Below are 20,414 nucleotides of genomic sequence, written 5' to 3' on the forward strand. Positions count from 1 at the left end.
TAGTCAGATTAAGAAAACCAATACCATGAATCATCATTCCCTTAAAAATATACCCTATTCTGTACTCGATTTGGCAACGGTACTTGAAGGACATACTGCTGCTGATACTTTTAAAACAAGTTTAGAAATTGCCCAACAATCAGAACGTTTGGGTTACCACCGTTACTGGTTTGCAGAACACCATAATATGGCAGGTGTAGCCAGTTCGGCAACCGCGGTTTTAATTGGCTTTATTGCTGGTGGAACCAAAACTATTCGGGTGGGTTCGGGTGGTATTATGCTTCCCAACCATTCACCTTTAATTGTGGCCGAGCAATTCGGAACGCTCGCTTCCTTATATCCAAACAGAATTGACCTGGGGTTGGGCCGAGCGCCCGGAACAGACCAGGTTACAGCTATGGCCATCAGAGGTGAAAATTTTAATTCCCCACATTATTTCCCAAGGGATATTGAACGCCTTCAGCAATTTTTTTCAAGTGATAACCGGGGTTCAAATGTAAGGGCTTTTCCTGGTGAGGGGCTTGATATTCCAATTTGGGTGCTGGGCTCGAGTACCGATAGTGCGAGGTTAGCAGCTGAAAAGGGATTGCCGTATGCTTTTGCCAGCCATTTTGCACCTACCTATTTTGAACAGGCTATAGCCATTTATAGAAATAACTTTAAGCCATCTGCATTTTTACAGGAACCTTATGTAATGGCATGCGTTAACGTGGTGGCAGCAGATACTGAGGAGCAGGCTGAATTTTTATCCAGCTCGGTCAAAAGAATGTTTCTGGGCGTAATAACCGGAAAGCGCGAATTGTTAAAGCCTGCTTTTGATAATATTAATGGTTATTGGGATCGAATGGAAAAAGAAGCGGTTGAGCAAATGCTTTATTATTCTTTTATTGGAAGTAAAGAAACCATCAAACGAAATTTAGAAGAGTTTGTAGAAAAATATGGTGTAAATGAGGTGATGAGTACCTCTCATATTTACGATCAACAAGCTAAACTTCATTCTAACAAGCTATTTTCAGAAGTATTCGAATAGTTCAATAATTTCGTTTCTAACAGGAATGTATATGAAATAAAACTATCCAAAACCTAATCACTTTTTTTATTGTTGAATTTTAAAAGATTCTATAATGACGACAAAAACAAGTGATCAAATTCAAAAAGGGATTGTGCTCGATGGTATGAAAGCCGTTGGGCATGGTTTAGGTATTCATTCCACCAAACCTGTTATAAAAAAAACTGTTGCAAAAAATATGCGATTGGTGGATGGCTTATTGCGGATTGCATTTTCGTCCCGGAAGACATCAGCCGCCAAGAACAAAAGGGTGATAGAACTCGCTGGAATTGGAGGAATTGCCTTGTATACTTTTTTGAGAGGCATCGAACGTAAAAAGAAATCTTTACTTATTCAAGGCGTTTTTTTAGGGGCAGCATTGTTAACGGTAAGTCTGGCAACTGCAAATAGCAGTTCGAAGGTGGTTAGGCGGAGGGTTCATTAAGCATTGGCTTCTACCAGAAGCTTCAGCATTTTTAAGCGGTGAAGTAGCGGCTGGCTTACTTTAGAATCTGGATTTAATTTTAGGGGTAAGAAATGGCTTTCCAGGAAATAGTCATAATCAGTAATTACAGTGGCTTCGTTAAGATATATAGGAACCTGCTGCTTGCCAGCTTGAGCAAAAAAATCTTCAAGGGCCTGTAATTCTTGTAATGTCATGCTACAAATTTACGATTCATAGGCGATGAAATCACAGCAAAACAGCATCTATTTTTTATTTTCGTGATGCTCAACTTGGTAAGTTAATTAGCGAACCCTGCATCGATCAATTGCTTTTACCCATTCTTCATTTTTGCAACGCTTACAGCTATGCTTACCCATTATGTGAATTTCTTCCACCACACCACAAAAAGAGCAGGCATAGTAATCTTCAATAGCAATTAGCTTAATCTTTTTCTCAAAAAGATCTGGAAGAATGGGCAGGCCAAATTTTACAGCTTCATCAGGATAAAGGTATACGCTAAGTGAACCGGAAGTTTCTAAAATGGTAATTTCAATTTGTCCAAGATGTGAGATCCCTTGTTGACGCAAGTCAGCAAAAAATTCATCTTTAGCTAGTGCCTCTTTTTTAAAATCATTGATGTTAAACACGCCATCACGAACAAGATAAACACATTTACCTTCTATCAAATCATCTATTTTATCATTTTTAGCTGTTAAATAAGTAGTGAAGCGATAGGCGCCAACTATAACTAAAAAGATAACAATAGGGATAAGCAGGCCAATTTCTTTATAAAACATAGGATCACCGGCGGCAGAACCGAGACTGATAATTACCACCAGTTCAAATACCGAAAGCTGACGTACTCCTCGTTTGCCAAGTAACCTTAATCCAACGAGTATGATGAAATACATGATGAACGTACGGAGGGCGATCTCCAGTAAGAATTCGAAATTCTCTTCACCAATTAAAAATTGTTTCCAGTCTATTGCCAGCAAGTTGTCTATTTTAAAGTGTTAGGGGAATATAAAAACTGGCAAAGATTATAGAAATGTGTATTTCTCAATCCTTTGCCAGCTAAATAGAAATTAATGTAATCTTTCATTAGTATACCTACAGAAACAAGTACTGATCTGTCGGCAGATCACGATTTCTGTAATCAGATATTCATCTGGTGATATCATTTTCTACATTTTGAAACTTAGTTTCAAATTCTCTTTGGTATTCCTTTGCTTTTTCTTTCCATTCAGGTGCCTTATCTTTTAAATCATCTACTACCGATCTTCCGGTAATCGGATCCTTTTTGGTGATGTATTTGAAGCCTGCATAAACTGCAGCGCCAATAATTGCGGTTTTTAAAAGTCCCATATATCTTTTCTTTTTATTTAAAAACAGTACTGTAAGCTAAAGGTTTTAGAAAAAAAAATACATTTATCAAACCTGATCGGTTTTTAAAAATATAACGATCAAACCTTATAGTTTTAAAACCTATAAGGTTTAATTGCGATAAAAGTGATTTACATCATTTTATAAGGTAACGCATATCTGCCACAGCATTAAGTACATTAAATAGGTTTGTGCTTTAAAGAAATATATTATGCCACATACTTTTCATATCCCTGTTTTAGGACTTGGATATTCTATAGACACGCCATTAAAAATTGCCCGTTATGGCATTTCATCCGTATTGTCCATTGTAGATGATGAACTGATAGAGCGCATGAGGGAATACCATTCACGCCAGATGGAACTGGAATTTTCACCAATACTAAAATCTGCATCAGACAGCAGGGCAAAAAGAATTACCGCTTATTTAAATTTTCTGGCAGATGCCATTTCAAATCAGGTTGCACAACTTAAAAGGCAGGCTTTTGAAGCTGGAAGCGATATTTGTCGGTATTTTGAATTATTACCAGAAGGTTCCAGCTTAAAAAACGGATATGAACTGATGATGGATTATCCTGAAGGCCCACAGAAAGAAATATTTCAACGAGTGCTGCGGAACGAAATTAAACCTGGAGCAATTGATGTGAATATTATGGCCAAGGTTGATAAGATGAATATTGATGCTGAATTTACTAGCGATGAAAATTCTGATGCCCTTGCAGCCTTACGTGGTTTTGCACTAAGCAAACTGTCATCCTCAGTTATTTTATCTGCCGGAATGAATCCGCGATTATATAGTTATTTAACTCAGTTTGAAGATTTTTTTCCTGATAAAAATGGACATATCAATAAAAAGATTGTGTTGAAAGTAAGTGATTTTAGGTCAGCATTAATTCAGGCTAAATTCTTGGCCAAAAAAGGATTATGGGTGGCCGAGTTTCGGGTTGAATCTGGATTAAACTGCGGTGGCCATGCCTTTGCAACGGAAGGTTATTTGCTCGGGCCAATTTTGGAAGAATTTAAAACCAAAAGAAATGACATGCACGCAGAGCTATTTGCCCTTTATGAGCCAGCACTTAACCAAAGAAATGTGAATATTAATGCTGCCCCTTCACAACGAATTAGTGTGCAAGGCGGAATCGGTACCGCTGAAGAAAACCAGTTTTTAATTCATCATTATGGATTGGATGCCACGGGCTGGGGAAGTCCGTTTCTTTTGGTTCCGGAAGTAACGAATGTGGATAATGAAACCCTGGATATTTTGGCCCATTCAAAAGAAGATGATTATTACCTGAGCCATTCCTCACCATTGGGTATTCAGTTTAATAATTTTAAAAACAGCACCATTGATGCTCAGCGCTTAGGGAGGATAGATAAAAATCGTCCCGGAAGCGCCTGTACCAAAAAATATTTGTGCAACAACACCGAGTTTACCGAACAGCCCATTTGCACGGCATCCAGAGAATATCAACATTTAAAAATCAAACAATTGAAATCACAAGTACTGCCAGCAAATGAATTTCAACAACAGTTTGATGCTGTAACGGAAAAAATTTGTCTCTGTGAAGGTTTGTGTGCATCTACCTATTTAAAATATAACATCCTTAAACCTAAAGAAAGCAAGGCGGTAGCCATTTGTCCAGGACCTAATCTGGCTTATTTTTCAGGTATTTATGCTTTGGATGATATGGTGGGTCATATTTACGGGCGCTTAAACTTGCTGGAGAAAATTGAACGTCCACACATTTTTGTTAAAGAGCTTGGCTTGTATATCGATTATTTCCAAGGAGAGTTACGACAATTATGCAATCATTTTACTGATAAAAAGAAGAAACAACTGCTTCATTTTAAATTACAGCTATCAGAAGGGATTTCATATTATAAACAACTATTTAATGAAATCGCTGATGGGGCAGACGCTCACTTACATTCGGTGCAAACACAATTGAATATTTCAAAAAACAGATTAGATCAGCTGCAAATTGATTAATAGTAAAAAGTGGTCTCAATTAAATTTATCTTTACGGTCTCAGCAAAGCAGATAAAATGGACAGATCGAAATTCCTGGATGCAATTATAGAAAATGCGATTGATGGTATTATAACCATTGATGATAAAGGCATTATTGAGCATTTAAACCCAGCTGCATTGAGGCTTTTTGGTTTTGAACGGTCTGAACTGGTCGGTAAAAATGTATCTGTTTTAATGCCAGCACCTGATAAAATCAAGCATGATGGCTATATTCAGAATTATAATGAAACGGGCAAGAAACACATCATTGGGATTGGAAGAGAGGTGCGGGGCCAAAAGAAAGACGGTTCTACTTTTCCATTCCGATTGGGCGTAAGTGAAGTTAAATTCAGCGATCGTAAAATTTATACCGGTTTTATTCATGATCTGTCAAAAGAAAAGGCAAACGAGGAGCAGATTAAATCCTATACCGAGAAGTTGGAAAGTAAAATTAAGGAACGCACACGCGATTTAATTAAACTGGTTTCGGAGCTGGAAGCGGCAAAGGAAAATATGAGCGCACTTTTTCAAAAAGAGAAAGAACTGAATCAGCTTAAAACACGTTTTGTTTCTATGGCTTCGCATGAGTTTAGAACGCCCTTAAGTTCAATGCAGTTATCAGCCTCATTAATAGATAAGTATACGGTTAAGCAAGACGCAGTAAACGTAGAGAAACATACGGCAAAAATCAAAAATTCGATTAATAACCTCACCACCATTTTAAATGATTTTTTGTCATTGGAAAAACTGGAGGCGGGTAAAGTACAAGCTACTGAGCAGGTATTCAATATCATTAGCTTTGCGGAAGAAATTACGGAAGAAATGCAATTGATTACCAAACAGAACCAGCATATCATTTATGAGCATACGGGTACTAAAGCTAATGTATTACTTGATCCTAATTTGCTTAAGAATTGCATAATCAACTTAATATCTAATGCCATTAAATATTCTGGAGAAGATACCTTAATCCAATTCAATAGCATTCTTAAAGAAAATGAACTGATTCTGGAAGTGAAGGATAATGGCATTGGGATACCAGAAATTGATCAACATAACCTTTTCGAGCCTTTTTTTAGGGCACATAATACAGGTGATATTCCTGGTACAGGTTTAGGTTTAAATATTGTAAGGCGTTATGTCGGTTTAATGAACGGCACGGTATCTTGTAAAAGTGAGCAGAATACGGGTACGTTATTTACCTTGACGTTCCCAATCTAAATAAATCAAAAATTCCTATTCAATTCTCTGATGAGTAAAAAAGTTTTAATAATAGAAGATAACGACGATATCCGTGAAGGAACTGCGGAGGTATTGGATTTAGCTGGCTATGAAACCTTTACTGCCAAGCATGGTAAAATTGGTGTAGATATGGCTATAAAGCACATGCCGGATGTAATTCTTTGCGACATCATGATGCCTGAACTGGATGGTTATGGAGTGTTATATCTGATTAATAAAAATCCGCAAACGGCTAATATTCCATTTATCTTCATTACCGCTAAAACCGAACGGGCAGATATGAGAAAGGGAATGGAGATGGGCGCAGATGACTATTTAACGAAGCCCTTTGATGATTTAGAATTGTTTAAGGCGATTGAAAGTCGTTTTAAAAAGAAGCAGCAATCAAAAACCATTGGTACATCCGCTGTAAGTAGTGATGCCGTTTTTGAAGAACTTAAAGCAAAAGGCAAAACCAGATCAGTATCAAATAAGCAGATTATTTATGTAGAGGATGATGAACCTTTGCATCTTTACTATATTGTTAAAGGACAGGTTAAAACGTATAAACGTTTTAAAGATGGCCGGGAGCTATCTTCTGGCTTATTTCATGATGGAGATTTCTTCGGTTATGAAAGTCTTTGTAACGGGGTTCCTTATGCTGAAAATGCTGCTACACTCGCTCCATCTGAAATTATGCAGATTCCTAAAACAGATTTTATGGAATATTTACTCAACCATCAGTCTGTATCCAAGAAGTTCATTAACCTATTGTCCGAAAATATACAGGATAAAGGGAAACAAATGCTGCAGTTGGCTTATTCATCGGTAAGAAAGCGTGTTGCTGAAGCATTGGTACAGGTAGCTGAGAAATTTGGTAATGGTGACAATGACAGTTGTACCATCAAAATTTCCAGAGACGATCTTGCTGCGTTGGTGGGGACAGCAAGTGAAACCGTTAGTCGTATGCTGGCAGACTTTAAGGATGAAAAATTGATTGATAAAACAGGTAATGCCATCAATATATTATCATTGAAAAATCTTAAAAATGTAAAGCAATAGTCGATTTATACATTTCTTTCGAAAAGTAATTAATGTCACTTTTTAGTCTAAGCAGCCTCATCCTCTCCAAGTGATGGCTGCTTTATTTTTGTGTACTTAAAAATTGTACATGAAAGCAATAGCCTATAATATTAAGCCTGTCGAAAAAGAATGGCTAGTTCTCGCGAATTATAAGAAACATGATATTACCATCATAGCCAATAGTTTAACTATCGATACTTTGTCTTTTTCTGCAGGTAAAGAAGTGTTATTGGTTTTTAATCACGATGACCTAGATGCCCGATTGATTGATGGGTTAAAGTCATTGGGTATTCGATATATCGCAACATCATCTGTTGAAACAGGGCACCTGGATTTACTGGCTGCAGGACGCGCAGGAATGAAGGTAGCCAACGTACCCTTGCTGGATGAAAATCAAGACCCAAAATTACGCATGGAGCAGGTTATCAAAAATCTGGATCAGTGGGCTGCGGGTAAATGTGTGGGAAAGGCCTGTTGCTGTCAGAATAATTGTGGTGTAGCTAAAGCTTTAAAATAATGGAAACAGCTGCACTACTTCAAAAATACAACGTTGCTGCGCCACGATACACCAGTTATCCCACCGTTCCATATTGGGACCCAACTACATTTAGTCCGGAAAAATGGATAAGCGCTGTTCAATCCATTTATGCTGATCATAAAGATGAAGGAATCAGCCTTTATATCCATCTGCCTTATTGCGAAAGCTTATGTACTTATTGTGGTTGCAATACCCGAATCACTAAAAACCATGCGGTAGAATTGCCTTACATCAATGCCGTTTTAGCAGAATGGAAAATGTATCAAAATCTGCTGGGAAGTACGCCAAATATAAAAGAGCTGCATCTGGGCGGTGGAACGCCTACTTTTTTTAAACCTGAAAACCTGAAAATATTAATTGAAGGCATCCTCGCAGGGGTTGAAGTTTCGCCTGATGCTACATTTTCATTTGAAGCGCATCCGGCAAATACCACCGAAGCACATCTGCGAACTTTACATCATTTAGGTTTTAAACGATTGAGTCTGGGTATTCAGGATTTTGATCCAAAAGTGCAGGTGATGATCAATAGATTTCAGACACCACAACAGGTAACCGCCGTCATGCGTCAAGCCAGAGAGATTGGTTTTGATTCGATTAATTTTGATTTGATCTATGGATTACCAGCACAGAATATCAGCGGCTTATCAGAAACAATTGAAGCTGTAATTGAGATGAAGCCAGATCGGATAGCATTTTATAGTTATGCCCATGTGCCCTGGCTAAAACCTGGTCAAAGGCATTATACGGTTGAAGATCTTCCTGCTGGAAGCGAAAAATTTGCGCTTTATCAAATGGGTAAAAAAATGCTGATAAAAGCCGGATATGAAGATGTAGGAATGGATCACTTTGCCCTAAAAACGGATACCCTATTTACAGCAAGTGCGGAGAAAAAATTGCATCGCAACTTTATGGGCTACACTGATCAGCACACGCATTTGCTGATTGGTTTAGGTGTTTCGTCCATTAGCGATAGCTGGACTGCATTTGCACAAAACCCTAAAAGCATTGAAGCTTATCTGGATAAAATAAATGCTGATTTATTGCCAGTAGAAAAGGGCCATCTGCTCTCTGATGAAGATCTGGAGATCCGTCAACATATTTTAAATATCATGTGTAGGGAAAACACCAGCTACCCCGAAGCCATACCCGAAGCAGTTGTTAAAAGGCTTTCTCCGCTCATTAAAGATCAACTGATTCAGGTTTGTGGAAAGGAAATCAATATCACCCAAACTGGCAAATCATTTTTAAGAAATGTGTGCATGGCTTTTGATGAGAAGCTATGGGCCAGGCAACCGGAAACTAAGCTTTTTAGTGCTGCCATTTAAATTCTATGCCATGAAAAACCAACAACAAACCACAACTTATACCATCTGTTATCATTGTGGAGAAGAGGTTACAGACCATATTCATCGATTGGATGACAAAGATTTTTGTTGTGCTGGTTGCAAGGGAGTTTATCAAATCCTTTCAGAAAATAACCTCTGTAATTATTATGCATATAATCATAATCCAGGTCAGCGATTTAATCACGATACCAGGTTAGAATACTTGGATGAACCACAGATTATTAACCAGCTGATTGATTATACTGGCAAGGAATCCAGTATCATAACCTTTTATATTCCAGGAATTCAATGTAGTTCATGTATCTGGCTACTTGAGCATTTATATAAAATTAATCCAGCCATCTTCAGCTCACGAATTGATTTCATCAGGAAGCAAGTCACGATCACTTTCAACCATACAGAAATTCCATTGAGGAAACTGGTAGAAACACTGATCCAAATTGGATATGAGCCTTTAATCAGCCTTCAGGATGTGGTGAAAGAACACCAAAAGGCTTTGGATAAAGGTTTGATTTTGAAAATAGCCGTAGCAGGATTTTTAATGGGCAATGTGATGCTTTTCAGCTTTCCCGAATATTTTGGTTTGTCTGGCTTGGAAAAACAATTTCAAGTGTTATTTGGCTGGCTTAATCTGGCTTTTTCCATTCCGGCAGCCTTTTACTGCGGTAAGGATTATTTCATTTCTGCATTAACCAGTTTAAAGCATAAACATGTGAACCTGGATACACCTTTGGCTTTAATCATAGCTGTATTATTTTCAAGAACAGCATTTGAAGTCATATTTAGCACCGGACCAGGATTCGCTGATACCTTAACGGGTTTGGTTTTTCTGCTGTTAATGGGTAAATGGTTGAAACAACGAACCTATAACCACATCTCCTTCGACAGAGATTATCGTTCCTATTTCCCGATTGCGGTAACCACATTGATTAACGGTCTGGAAAAGCCAGTTTCCATCAATGATGTGAAAATTGGAGACCGCTTATGGATTAGAAACGGCGAATTACTTCCCGCCGATGCGATTTTAATGAAAGGTGATGCCTGGATGGATATGAGTTTCGTAACAGGCGAATCTGAGCCTGTGCATAAGGTTTTAGGTGAAATTATTTATGCGGGTGGCCGCCAAACAGGAGAGGCTATAGAATTAGAAGTGATCAAGCCTGTATCTCAAAGTTATTTAACCGGTTTATGGAACCATGATCACTATAAAAACAATGTTCAAAAGCAGAACTTTAACGATAGCATTGCCAAGTATTTTAGTTTGGCCGTATTCACAATAGCATTTTCAGCAACAGCTTACTGGCTCTTGCAACATGATAGCCATAAAGCCTGGTCGGCATTTACAGCTGTAATTATTGTGGCTTGTCCATGTGTTTTAGCATTAAGCACACCATTTACACTTTCAGCCATTTTATCTGTATTCGATAAGAAGGGTTTCTATGTGAAGAATACGGATGCTGTAGAACAATTGGCAAAATGTGATGCCGTCGTTTTTGATAAAACAGGAACACTGACGACCACCCGGAATGCGCAGGTTTATTTCAATGGGGAAATGGATGATCACGAGAAAAAAATTGTGGCTTCACTGTTCAGAAATTCTGCACATCCATTGAGCAGGCATATTTTAAAGGAACTAAAAACAAGCGACTTTTTTCAGGTCAAAAATTATAAGGAAATCCCTGGAAAAGGTTTATCTGCAACCGTTAATGGCTTAAATGTATATGCCGGAAGCCTTTCTTCTAAATTAAAAGCAGTTGGCCATCAGCCTTCCAGCGGTGTGAATGTGGTGATTGATGATGTTTATATAGGGAATTTTGTGATTGAGCAGGAGTGGCGACCTCAACTAAACGTGCTGATTGCACAATTAAATCGTTCATTTGATGTACAGTTGCTTTCTGGCGATACCAACAAAGATGAACGCCATTTGAGAACCATCTTTCCGGAAAAGAATCAAATCAGATTCAGGCAAAGTCCTCATGAAAAGCTTGATGCCATTTCGGCATTGCAAGACAGCGGAAGGGCAGTGATGATGTTAGGTGATGGGTTGAATGATGCAGGTGCCTTAAAACAAAGTGATTTCGGCATAGCCATTACAGATGATATTAACAATTTTACCCCCGGATGCGATGCTATCCTGAAGGGAGATTCATTAAGCCTTTTGCCCAATTTTATTGGCCTGAGTAAGGATGGAATTAAGATTATCAAAGCAAGTTTTGCAATAGCTACGGCATATAATTTTATCGGAATCTATTATGCCGTTCAGGGCACGCTTTATCCCTTAGTTGCTGCGGTACTAATGCCGATAAGCACCGTAACAATCATTTGCTTTACCACCTTCGCTACCCGGATTCTTGCCCGTAAAAATAAACTATTTACCTGAGTTCGATTAATATTTACTGCTATTTACACCCCGGTCTGCGACCACCCCTCTGAAAGAGGGGAATTAGGATCGCCATTCCCTCCGATGTATCGGAGGGTGCCCAAAGGGCGGGGTAGTTAAAAACAAAATAAACTGTTTTAACGGTATTCTAATACATATTATTAACGAAAACATGCTGTTATGAATATTCTCTATTTTCTGGTTGGCTGCAGCGTTTTAATGGCACTCATTTTTCTGGGTGCGTTTATCTGGGCTGCCAAAACAGGGCAAAACGACGACGTTTACACCCCGGGGGTGCGCATTCTTTTTGATGATGAACCGGAAGAAGAAAAAAGTGAAGAAGATCACTTTTCCAGCTAAGCCACATCATCTTTTACCCGCTCCATGCGGGATACCTTTGACCTATCAATACAAACAAAACATTTCTGTTTATGCAATTAGAGCGATTTACTTACGATAACAAGATTGTCAGAAACTTCGGCATTGCCACCCTCGTTTGGGGGATTATTGGGATGACGGTAGGTTTGCTGGCAGCGATGCAGCTTTTCAAACCTGCAATGAATTTAGGAAACCAATATACCACCTTCGGTAGAATCAGGCCCTTGCATACCAATGCGGTGATTTTTGCCTTTGTCGGCAACGCCATTTTTATGGGTGTGTATTATTCTTTACAGCGTCTGCTTAAAGCCAGAATGTTTAGTGATATTTTAAGTAAAATTCATTTCTGGGGCTGGCAGCTTATCATCGTATCAGCAGTGATTACCCTTCCACTTGGTTTTACCACCTCGCATGAATATGCCGAACTGGAATGGCCAATAGATATTGCCATCACCATCATTTGGGTGGTGTTTGGAGTTAACATGTTTGGTACCATTATTAAAAGAAGAGAACGGCATTTATACGTAGCCATTTGGTTCTACATTGCCACCTTTGTAACGATAGCAGTGTTGCATATTGTTAACTCATTTGAGTTGCCTATCTCTTTTATGAAGAGTTATTATGTGTATGCAGGCGTTCAGGATGCGCTTGTACAATGGTGGTACGGACACAATGCGGTAGCTTTCTTTTTAACCACACCTTATTTAGGTATGATGTATTACTTTCTGCCAAAAATGGCTGGAAGACCAGTATATTCTTATAAACTAAGTATTTTACACTTTTGGTCGCTGATTTTTATTTACATCTGGGCCGGTCCGCATCATTTACTTTATACCTCTTTGCCAGGCTGGGCACAATCTTTAGGCGTTGCTTTTTCCATTATGCTGATTGCTCCAAGCTGGGGCGGAATGATTAATGGTTTACTTACACTTCGGGGTGCCTGGGACAAAGTCCGGGAAGATGTTACCCTGAAATTTATGGTAGTGGCTTTAACGGCTTACGGTATGGCAACCTTCGAAGGGCCAATGTTATCTTTAAAGCAAATTAATGGTGTAGCCCACTTTACCGATTGGATTGTAGCTCACGTACACGTTGGTGCCTTAGGATGGAATGGCTTTTTAACTTTTGGTGTGCTGTACTGGTTGATTCCAAGAATTTATAAAACGGAACTATATTCTAAAAAACTCGCAGGCTTTCACTTTTGGATAGGCACGCTCGGAATTCTTTTTTATGCTATCCCGATGTACTGGGCAGGTTTTACCCAAGGTTTAATGTGGAAAGAGTTTACCAACGAAGGTTTACTGAAGTATCCAAACTTCCTGGCCACCACGCTACAGATAATTCCCATGCATGTATTGCGATCAATAGGTGGTGCAATGTATCTGGCAGGTGTAATTGTGATGACTTATAACCTGGCCAAAACCATGAGAAGTGCTAAACTGGTTGCTAATGAACCTGCAGAAGCAATGCCTTTGTCAAAAGAAATTGTAGATCATTCTGCTGCAGATAAAGCGTGGCACAGGGTTTTAGAGCGTAAGCCAATGAAGTTCATGGTTTTATCCTTGATTATCATTCTGATAGGTGGAATGGTGGAGATGATGCCAACTTTTACCATTCAGTCTAACGTGCCCACTATTGCAAGTGTTAAACCTTATTCTGCCTTAGAACTGCAAGGAAGAGATCTTTATATCCGTGAAGGTTGTGTAAACTGCCACTCCCAAACAGTTAGGCCTTTCCGTTCAGAAACAGAGCGTTATGGCGAATATAGCAAGGCCGGTGAGTTTGTTTACGATCACCCTTTTTTATGGGGAAGTAAAAGAACCGGACCAGATTTGCATCGCATTGGCGGAAAATATTCAGATGCATGGCATTATAATCACCTGGTAGATCCTACTTCAATGTCGCCGGGCAGTATTATGCCGCCTTACCCATGGTTGGTGAATCAGCAACTTGATATTACCACCACGGCGAGTAAGATCAAAGCGATGCAAACATTGGGTGTGCCTTATGCAGTCGGTTATGACCAAAAGGCTAATGATGATCTTAAAATTCAGGCTGATCAGATTGCCGCTGAATTAAAACAAAACAACATTAAGGTAAAAAGTGATCGGGAGATTGTGGCCATTATAGCCTATCTGCAACGCTTAGGTACTGATATTAAAGCCAATAAAACAGAAATTCCAACCAACTAAAATTATGTTTAATCAAATAAAAGACCTGGCCGGAGGAGAACTTTATCTCATCAGTTCACTGATCATGTTTATGGTATTTTTCATTATCGTAGGCATTTACCTCCTTAAATTAAATAAAAAGCATATCGAAGTCATGAGCGAATTGCCAATTAAAGAAAATCAATCTAAAGGGTATGAAGAAAATTAGCTTATTTATTTCGCTGCTGTTTAGTCAGGTGTTGGCATTCGCAGCAGATGAAAAAACAATTGCCGAAAACGTAAAGCCTTCAGCACCTTCACTTGGCCTTACGCAATCAGAATTATTGATCGTTATTTTATTACTTTTTGCTGTTGTACTGGTATTTGTGTCGCTTACCTTACTCAACGCTTTCAAGGTGATGTATAAGGAACAGCTCAATCCAACACCTTATCTTTCACCAGAGAAAGCCGAACAATTAAACTATGATGATTGGTTAAAGAGCCGTAAAAAAGGCTACTCCATCTGGGAGAAATTATTGAGTTTAAAACCAATTGAGCAAGAAAAAGATCTGGAAATTGATCATGCTTACGATGGTATCAAAGAACTGAATAACCCGGTTCCAGCCTGGTTTAACTTCTTGTTTTTCGGTACCATGATTATTGCGGCAGGTTACCTGTTCTATTACCACATTGGTGGCTATGGTGATCTCCAGGATCAGGAATATAAAAATGAAATGGCACAGGCGCAGGTTGAAAAAGCGGCCTACCTGCAAAAATCAGCAAATGCAATTGACGAAAATACAGTGAAAGTTGATATTACTGAAACTGTTTTAGCTGATGGAAAGAATATTTTCGATGGAAACTGTAAGGTATGTCACGGCGATAAAGGGCAGGGAATTATCGGTCCAAATTTAACAGATGAATATTGGTTACACGGTGGGGGCATTAACAACGTCTTCAAAACCATTAAATACGGTGTGCCTGAAAAAGGTATGATTAGCTGGGAGAAAAACCTGAATCCGAAACAAATCAGTGCCGTAGCCAACTACATTTTATCGCTGTCGGGTACAAATCCAGCAGGGGCTAAGGCTGCTCAGGGAGAGAATTATGAAGAAAAAGATCCACAGGATAATGCCATGAAAGAACCCGCAGATAGTTTGAAAACAACAAATGCCACAAAATAATAAGAATAAGGAAAGCAAGGGCAGGGATTTTCTATATCCTAAAAAGCCATCCGGAAGATTATATACTTACCGAAAATGGGTAAGCTATGTGTTGCTCCTGCTTTTATTCTCTTGCCCTTTTTTAAAACTCAATGGTGAGCAGTGGGTGTTATTAAATTTCATCGAAAGAAAATTTGTATTCTTTGGACTCATTTTTACTCCACAGGATTTCTATCTTTTCGCTTTGGCGATGCTCATATTCATCATTTTTATTGTCTGTTTTACAGTGGTTTTGGGCAGGCTTTGGTGCGGTTGGGCCTGTCCGCAAACCATTTTTATGGAAATGGTGTTCCGGAGAATAGAATTCTGGATTGAAGGCGATAATCAGAAGCAAAGGAAGCTAAATGCTCAGCCCTGGAATAGGGAGAAGATTTTTAAAAAATCGGCTAAACATTTTATCTTTTTAGTGATTTCATTTGCCATCGCGAATACCTTTTTAGCCTATCTAATTGGTTCCGAAAAACTATTCAGCATCATCACAGAACCGGTTCGTCAACATGTTTCAGGTTTTATTTCCATCTGGATTTTTACCATTTTGTTTTACGTGGTTTTCGCCTATGTACGCGAAGTGGTTTGTACGGTGATTTGTCCTTATGGTAGGTTGCAGGGTGTATTGCTGGATAACCAGAGCCTGATTGTAGCCTATGATGTTAATCGTGGAGAACCCAGAGGAAAGATTCAGAAGCAAAATGTAGATGAAACTAAAGGTGATTGTGTAGACTGTGGATTATGCGTACAGGTTTGCCCTACAGGTATAGATATTAGAAAAGGGACGCAGCTGGAATGTGTAAACTGTACGGCCTGTATTGATGCATGTGATGAAGTGATGCTGAAAATCAATAAACCAGAGCGGTTAATTGGATTTTACAATCAGGATTACATCAGCCAACAGAAACCATTTAAAATAGGTGCCAAAGCATATGGATATGCAGCCGTTTTATTGGTGGTTTTAATGGTTTTTTCTTCACTCATTTATAAAAGATCATCTATTGAAACCACGGTGTTACGTGCGAGTGGTACGCTTTATCAAAATAGAGGGACAAATCAAACTAGTAATCTGTATAATGCAGAATTGATTAATAAAACCAATAAAACGGTAAAGTTTGAATTCAGGGCGAAAGATCAACACGATAAGATAGAATTTATACAAGCGGCAAATGTGCTTCCAAAAGACGGATCTGCACAAATTACCTTCTTTCTCATCAGAAATAACAACCAGATTAAGGAATATAAATCTGATGCCGAATTTGAAGTGGTGGTAGATGGAAAAGTTTTAAGCCAGGCAAGCACAAGTTTTTTTGCACAGCCTGATAACCAATAACAATAACTAAAGGATGACTATGAACTGGGGTACTAAAATTTTATTGGGGATGGGCTGTTTCATGCTTTTCATCATCGCAATGGTAAGTTATATGTTTGCCAAGCATGATGGCGATGCTTTAGTGGAAGATGATTATTATGAGAAAGGAATTACTTATAATACGACTTATAACGCAGAGCAAAACATGCTGAATGCCGATGCGCAGCCGAAAATTGTGATTGATCAAAAGCAATTGGTCATCAGCTTAAAAGATAGCGCCAGCTACCGTGTCGTATTGATGCGGCCATCAAATAAAGCGGAAGATTTAAAGTTTGAAGGTAAAACCATCGAACCTGATCACCTGATTTTGGTGAGCCGGACGCATTTACCAAAGGGAATGTGGTTTTTGAATATTCAATGGCGCAGCAACGGGAAAGATTATCTATATAAAACTAACCTTACCCTATGACGGATTTCCTGCCGCTTGCTTTTTTAATGGGCCTGCTTGGCAGTTTACACTGTGCAGTAATGTGCGGACCAATTATGCTGGGTATGCCTTTTCAGAAACAGCATTTTTTAGCTTCTGCCTCACAATTGCTGTTATATCAGCTTGGAAGAATCTCTGTTTATGTGGTTTTAGGCCTGTGCGCAGGCGCACTTGGTGGCAGTATTGCCGTTTTTAGCAATCAGCAAATACTAAGTACTATTATTGGCACGCTGCTGATTTTTTTTACTTTATTGCAACTTGTTCCCCATTACGTAAAGCGTTTCGCCGCATTACAAAACCATTTACTACGTCCTATCAGTAAATTAATGGGCTACGTATTCAAGTTGCCGCTCTGGGGATTTTTTGCTGGCGCACTCAATGGCATCATTCCTTGCGGAATGGTTTACCTGGCGCTTGCAACTGCCCTGAATACCGGGAGTTTTAAAGCTGGCGGTATTTTTATGCTTTTATTTGGTATCGGCACCACACCGTTGATGCTGATGATTTCATTGGGGGGCATTTTTATTAAACAATATATCCCGTTTAATACACAAAGGCTCATCCCTTGGTTAATGTTGATGATGGGATTTTTATTAATTGTACGTTCCGCCAACCTGGGCATCCCTTTTCTATCTCCTGCACCAACTGGTAGGTATGGTCAAGCGGTAGACTGTAAATAAATCATTCCAAATAGCTTTCCACTGATTTTTCTTGAATTGATGTTTTTTGTTTGATGTGCCGAACTAAAATTTCTTGAGGTATTATAATCAGGTGGAAGGATATGCTGTATAAATGCTAAGGCAAATATTCAAACAAATGTAATTGTAACGTTTTAGCTAAATAGCCTGTTTAACAGGGTTATTCTTGGTTAGGAAGCCAAATAAGCTAAATAAAACCCAAATCTTATTTGGACTTGATCTAAATAGGGGCTATATTTGCGGCATATAAAAATGCCACACGGTTCAGACCCGTGTGGCTAACCGGAAAATCGGCTCACCTTTAATCTCCATTAAAAGTCATGCAAATTAAGAAAATTTTGCTATTGGGCATATTATGTGCCTGCGTAATTTTTACCTCCGCCCAAAACCGGCTATCCGGTGTCTCCGGGCAAATCAAAAGTGCTACGGGCGAACCCATTCCTGGGGCGACCATTAAAATTCAGAAGACAACCTCTGGTACCTTCTCCGATGAGAATGGAAACTTTAGAATCACCAATATTAAAGCTGGAAATTACCATATTCAGGTTACCGCCATTGGTTTCGTGACCATTAAAAAAGAAATAACCGTATCAGAAAATCAGGAAAGTAAATTGAATTTTAGCCTGAATGCTTCTTCTGAAGATATGGAAACGGTAAATGTAATCGGTAGAACAGCCAATCAACAAGTAAACAGGCAAGCCTTCAATGTTACTTCCATCGATGCTAAGAAATTGCATAACAGTACATTGGATATTTCTCATGCGCTAGATCGTGTATCTGGCGTTCGGGTGAGAGAGGCTGGCGGATTGGGATCGCGAATGGATTTTTCATTAAATGGATTCACTGGCAGGCAGGTAAAGTTTTTTATTGATGGTGTGCCCATGGATAATTTTGGCTCCTCCTTTCAAATTAATAATATTCCAATTAACCTGGCTCAGCGTGTCGAGGTGTATAAAGGAGTGGTTCCTGTATGGCTGGGATCTGATGCATTAGGTGGTGCCATCAATATCGTTACCGATAATACCACAAAGAGTTATGCGGATATATCTTATTCATATGGCTCATTCAATACGCATAAAACAGCTATTAACGTGGGGTATACTTCACCATCAGGATTTAAGGTGCAGTTAAATGCTTTTCAGAATTATTCCGATAACGATTATAAAGTAACTACTGATGTGGCTTCTTTTGATGGACGTTATTTTAGAAATCAGGTAGTGAAACGCTTCAATGATACCTACCATAACGAAACTATAATTGTAAGTGCGGGCTTGATTAATAAATCATTTGCAGATCAGCTGATGTTTGGTTTAACCGCTGGAAAAAACTATGCAGAAGTACAAACGGGTGCCAGAATGGTTAGTGTTTTTGGCGATTGGCATAGAAGAGGAAGCATTTTAATGCCAACTGTAAAATACCAGAAAAAGGATTTATTTACCAAAGGATTGGATCTTCGCATAAATGGTAACTTTAATTTCGGTACCGAACAGAATATTGATACGGTATATCGTCGTTATAACTGGTTTCAGGAATATAAAGAATATCCGGGTGCCGGAAGCGAGCGGGAACGCTCCATGTATAAATTCCGGAACAATAACGGCTTGGCTACTGCCAACTTAACGTATACCATTAATGAGCGACATTCGCTTTCGTTAAACAATGTTTACAATTCGTTTAACAGAAAAGGTTCTGATGAACTCTTTCCGCAAAACCAAAATTATGAGCAACCCCGTAAAAACAGCAAAAATGTTTTAGGATTGGGCTATAAATTCAGCGCTTCAGAAAAATGGAATACCTCTGTTTTTGCCAAACAGTTTTATCAATCAAACAAATATGCTCAAAGTTATAATCCCAGCGGCAACTGGGGAGACGTTGCTTATTTGCAGCAGGAAAACAGCTACAGTAAAACTGGTTATGGTATTGCGACAACCTATTTTATCGTTCCTAATTTTCAGTTAAAGGCTTCTTACGAGAAAAGTTACAGATTACCGGAAACCGATGAGCTATTTGGCGATCTTCTAAATCTCGAAGGCAACATCAGTCTTAAACCAGAACAAAGCAATAATTATAATTTAGGATTTAGCTATCAGGCACAAGTCAACCAAATTCACCGTTTTAGCTTTGATGGTAATGTGATGTACCGCGATGCGAAAGATTTCATCCGCCCGCAACTAAATAATAACCAAACTAAACAAGTGATGGGCAACCTTGCGGATGTAACCAATCTAGGTTTCGAATCGGAAGTACGGTATTCTTATAAGCAATTATTTACCGCAGGCGTAAACATGACTTATCAGAATTTGAGAAATAATACTCGTTTTGAGCAGGGGCAAACGATGGAAAGTCCTTTGTATAAAGATCGTATCCCCAATATGCCTTATCTATTTGGTAATGCAGATGCTTCACTTTTCTTCAATAATGTAGGTAAAAAAGGAAACACCTTAACACTGGGTTATAATGTCCTTTATGTTCATGCTTATTATTTATCGTGGCCAAGTCAGGGCACTTCAGATACCAAATATGACATCCCAAGACAGTGGATGCAGGATGTGAATGCTGTTTATACCTTAGGTGGCGGAAAATACAATATCGGCCTGGAATGTAAAAATCTGGTGAACAACCGCATCTACGATAATTTCTCTTTACAAAAACCAGGCAGGGCTTTCTATGCCAAGGTAAGATACTTTTTTAGCAAAAACAGATCATAAAATTTTAAGAATTACA

The 20,414-nt window shown here is 38.8% G+C and carries 19 protein-coding genes; 16 read left to right on the forward strand and 3 right to left on the reverse strand.

Annotated features, from left to right (window positions below; all coding sequences use genetic code 11):
• The first annotated feature begins 25 nt into the window (after window positions 1-25).
• Together EV200_RS20655 and EV200_RS20660 are read left to right on the forward strand one after the other, a co-directional pair.
• A complete protein-coding gene (locus EV200_RS20655; protein ID WP_132536178.1) occupies window positions 26-1,030 on the forward strand; it encodes an LLM class flavin-dependent oxidoreductase in 1,005 nt (334 codons plus the stop codon).
• Window positions 1,031-1,124: 94 nt separating this feature from the next.
• Window positions 1,125-1,493 carry a hypothetical protein gene (locus EV200_RS20660; protein ID WP_132536180.1) on the forward strand — a complete coding sequence of 123 codons (369 nt, stop codon included), beginning with the start codon at window positions 1,125-1,127 and terminating at the stop codon, window positions 1,491-1,493.
• On the opposite strand, the gene EV200_RS20665 is transcribed toward EV200_RS20660, so the two are convergent.
• The 3 genes from EV200_RS20665 to EV200_RS20675 all read right to left on the reverse strand — a co-directional run bounded on the left by EV200_RS20665 (window position 1,490) and on the right by EV200_RS20675 (window position 2,858).
• Window positions 1,490-1,708 carry a DUF6965 family protein gene (locus EV200_RS20665; RefSeq protein ID WP_132536182.1) on the reverse strand — a complete coding sequence of 73 codons (219 nt, stop codon included), beginning with the start codon at window positions 1,706-1,708 and terminating at the stop codon, window positions 1,490-1,492. The genes EV200_RS20660 and EV200_RS20665 overlap by 4 nt on opposite strands.
• Before the next feature lie 87 nt (window positions 1,709-1,795).
• The gene (locus EV200_RS20670) at window positions 1,796-2,488 is read right to left on the reverse strand and encodes a DUF421 domain-containing protein (protein ID WP_229676886.1); all 693 of its coding nucleotides are present in this window, start codon (window positions 2,486-2,488) and stop codon (window positions 1,796-1,798) included.
• Between the two features lie 169 nt (window positions 2,489-2,657).
• Window positions 2,658-2,858 (reverse strand): YtxH domain-containing protein, encoded by a 201-nt coding sequence (locus tag EV200_RS20675; protein WP_132536184.1) that lies wholly within the window; start codon window positions 2,856-2,858, stop codon window positions 2,658-2,660.
• A gap of 229 nt (window positions 2,859-3,087) precedes the next feature.
• Here EV200_RS20675 and EV200_RS20680 point away from each other — a divergent pair, with 229 nt between their 5' ends.
• From EV200_RS20680 to EV200_RS20745, 14 genes are all read left to right on the forward strand, one after another.
• A complete protein-coding gene (locus EV200_RS20680; RefSeq protein ID WP_132536186.1) occupies window positions 3,088-4,866 on the forward strand; it encodes a hypothetical protein in 1,779 nt (592 codons plus the stop codon).
• Between the two features lie 56 nt (window positions 4,867-4,922).
• Window positions 4,923-6,107 (forward strand): PAS domain-containing sensor histidine kinase, encoded by a 1,185-nt coding sequence (locus EV200_RS20685; protein ID WP_132536188.1) that lies wholly within the window; start codon window positions 4,923-4,925, stop codon window positions 6,105-6,107.
• 30 nt (window positions 6,108-6,137) lie between these two features.
• Window positions 6,138-7,169: a response regulator gene (locus EV200_RS20690; protein WP_188754134.1), complete on the forward strand. Its 1,032-nt coding sequence runs from the start codon at window positions 6,138-6,140 to the stop codon at window positions 7,167-7,169.
• Between the two features lie 109 nt (window positions 7,170-7,278).
• On the forward strand, window positions 7,279-7,707 hold the full coding sequence (locus tag EV200_RS20695; protein WP_132536192.1) for a Rossmann-fold NAD(P)-binding domain-containing protein: 429 nt from the start codon (window positions 7,279-7,281) through the stop codon (window positions 7,705-7,707).
• Window positions 7,707-9,053: an oxygen-independent coproporphyrinogen III oxidase gene (hemN, locus tag EV200_RS20700; protein WP_132536194.1), complete on the forward strand. Its 1,347-nt coding sequence runs from the start codon at window positions 7,707-7,709 to the stop codon at window positions 9,051-9,053. Before EV200_RS20695 ends, hemN begins: the two co-directional genes overlap by 1 nt.
• 10 nt (window positions 9,054-9,063) lie before the next feature.
• Complete coding sequence (locus tag EV200_RS20705; protein ID WP_132536196.1) at window positions 9,064-11,454, forward strand: heavy metal translocating P-type ATPase; 2,391 nt, start codon at window positions 9,064-9,066, stop codon at window positions 11,452-11,454.
• 180 nt (window positions 11,455-11,634) lie between these two features.
• A complete protein-coding gene (ccoS, locus tag EV200_RS20710; protein ID WP_132536198.1) occupies window positions 11,635-11,814 on the forward strand; it encodes a cbb3-type cytochrome oxidase assembly protein CcoS in 180 nt (59 codons plus the stop codon).
• 71 nt (window positions 11,815-11,885) lie between these two features.
• Window positions 11,886-14,024 carry a cytochrome-c oxidase, cbb3-type subunit I gene (ccoN, locus tag EV200_RS20715; RefSeq protein ID WP_132536200.1) on the forward strand — a complete coding sequence of 713 codons (2,139 nt, stop codon included), beginning with the start codon at window positions 11,886-11,888 and terminating at the stop codon, window positions 14,022-14,024.
• A 4-nt stretch (window positions 14,025-14,028) separates the two neighbouring features.
• Window positions 14,029-14,211, forward strand: a complete 183-nt coding sequence (locus tag EV200_RS20720; RefSeq protein WP_132536202.1) for a hypothetical protein — start codon at window positions 14,029-14,031, stop codon at window positions 14,209-14,211.
• Complete coding sequence (locus EV200_RS20725) at window positions 14,198-15,166, forward strand: cbb3-type cytochrome c oxidase N-terminal domain-containing protein (RefSeq protein ID WP_229676887.1); 969 nt, start codon at window positions 14,198-14,200, stop codon at window positions 15,164-15,166. Before EV200_RS20720 ends, EV200_RS20725 begins: the two co-directional genes overlap by 14 nt.
• The gene (gene ccoG, locus EV200_RS20730; RefSeq protein ID WP_132536204.1) at window positions 15,153-16,526 is read left to right on the forward strand and encodes a cytochrome c oxidase accessory protein CcoG; all 1,374 of its coding nucleotides are present in this window, start codon (window positions 15,153-15,155) and stop codon (window positions 16,524-16,526) included. The genes EV200_RS20725 and ccoG overlap by 14 nt, the downstream gene beginning before the upstream one ends.
• A 13-nt stretch (window positions 16,527-16,539) precedes the next feature.
• Entirely contained in the window at window positions 16,540-16,974 is a 435-nt protein-coding gene (locus EV200_RS20735) for a FixH family protein (protein WP_132536206.1), read from the forward strand.
• Entirely contained in the window at window positions 16,971-17,672 is a 702-nt protein-coding gene (locus EV200_RS20740; RefSeq protein WP_132536208.1) for a sulfite exporter TauE/SafE family protein, read from the forward strand. The genes EV200_RS20735 and EV200_RS20740 overlap by 4 nt, the downstream gene beginning before the upstream one ends.
• A gap of 338 nt (window positions 17,673-18,010) precedes the next feature.
• Window positions 18,011-20,398 (forward strand): TonB-dependent receptor, encoded by a 2,388-nt coding sequence (locus tag EV200_RS20745; RefSeq protein ID WP_132536210.1) that lies wholly within the window; start codon window positions 18,011-18,013, stop codon window positions 20,396-20,398.
• Window positions 20,399-20,414 lie beyond the last annotated feature (16 nt).

It is taken from the genome of Pedobacter psychrotolerans, assembly GCF_004340665.1.
Classification (GTDB): domain Bacteria; phylum Bacteroidota; class Bacteroidia; order Sphingobacteriales; family Sphingobacteriaceae; genus Pedobacter; species Pedobacter psychrotolerans.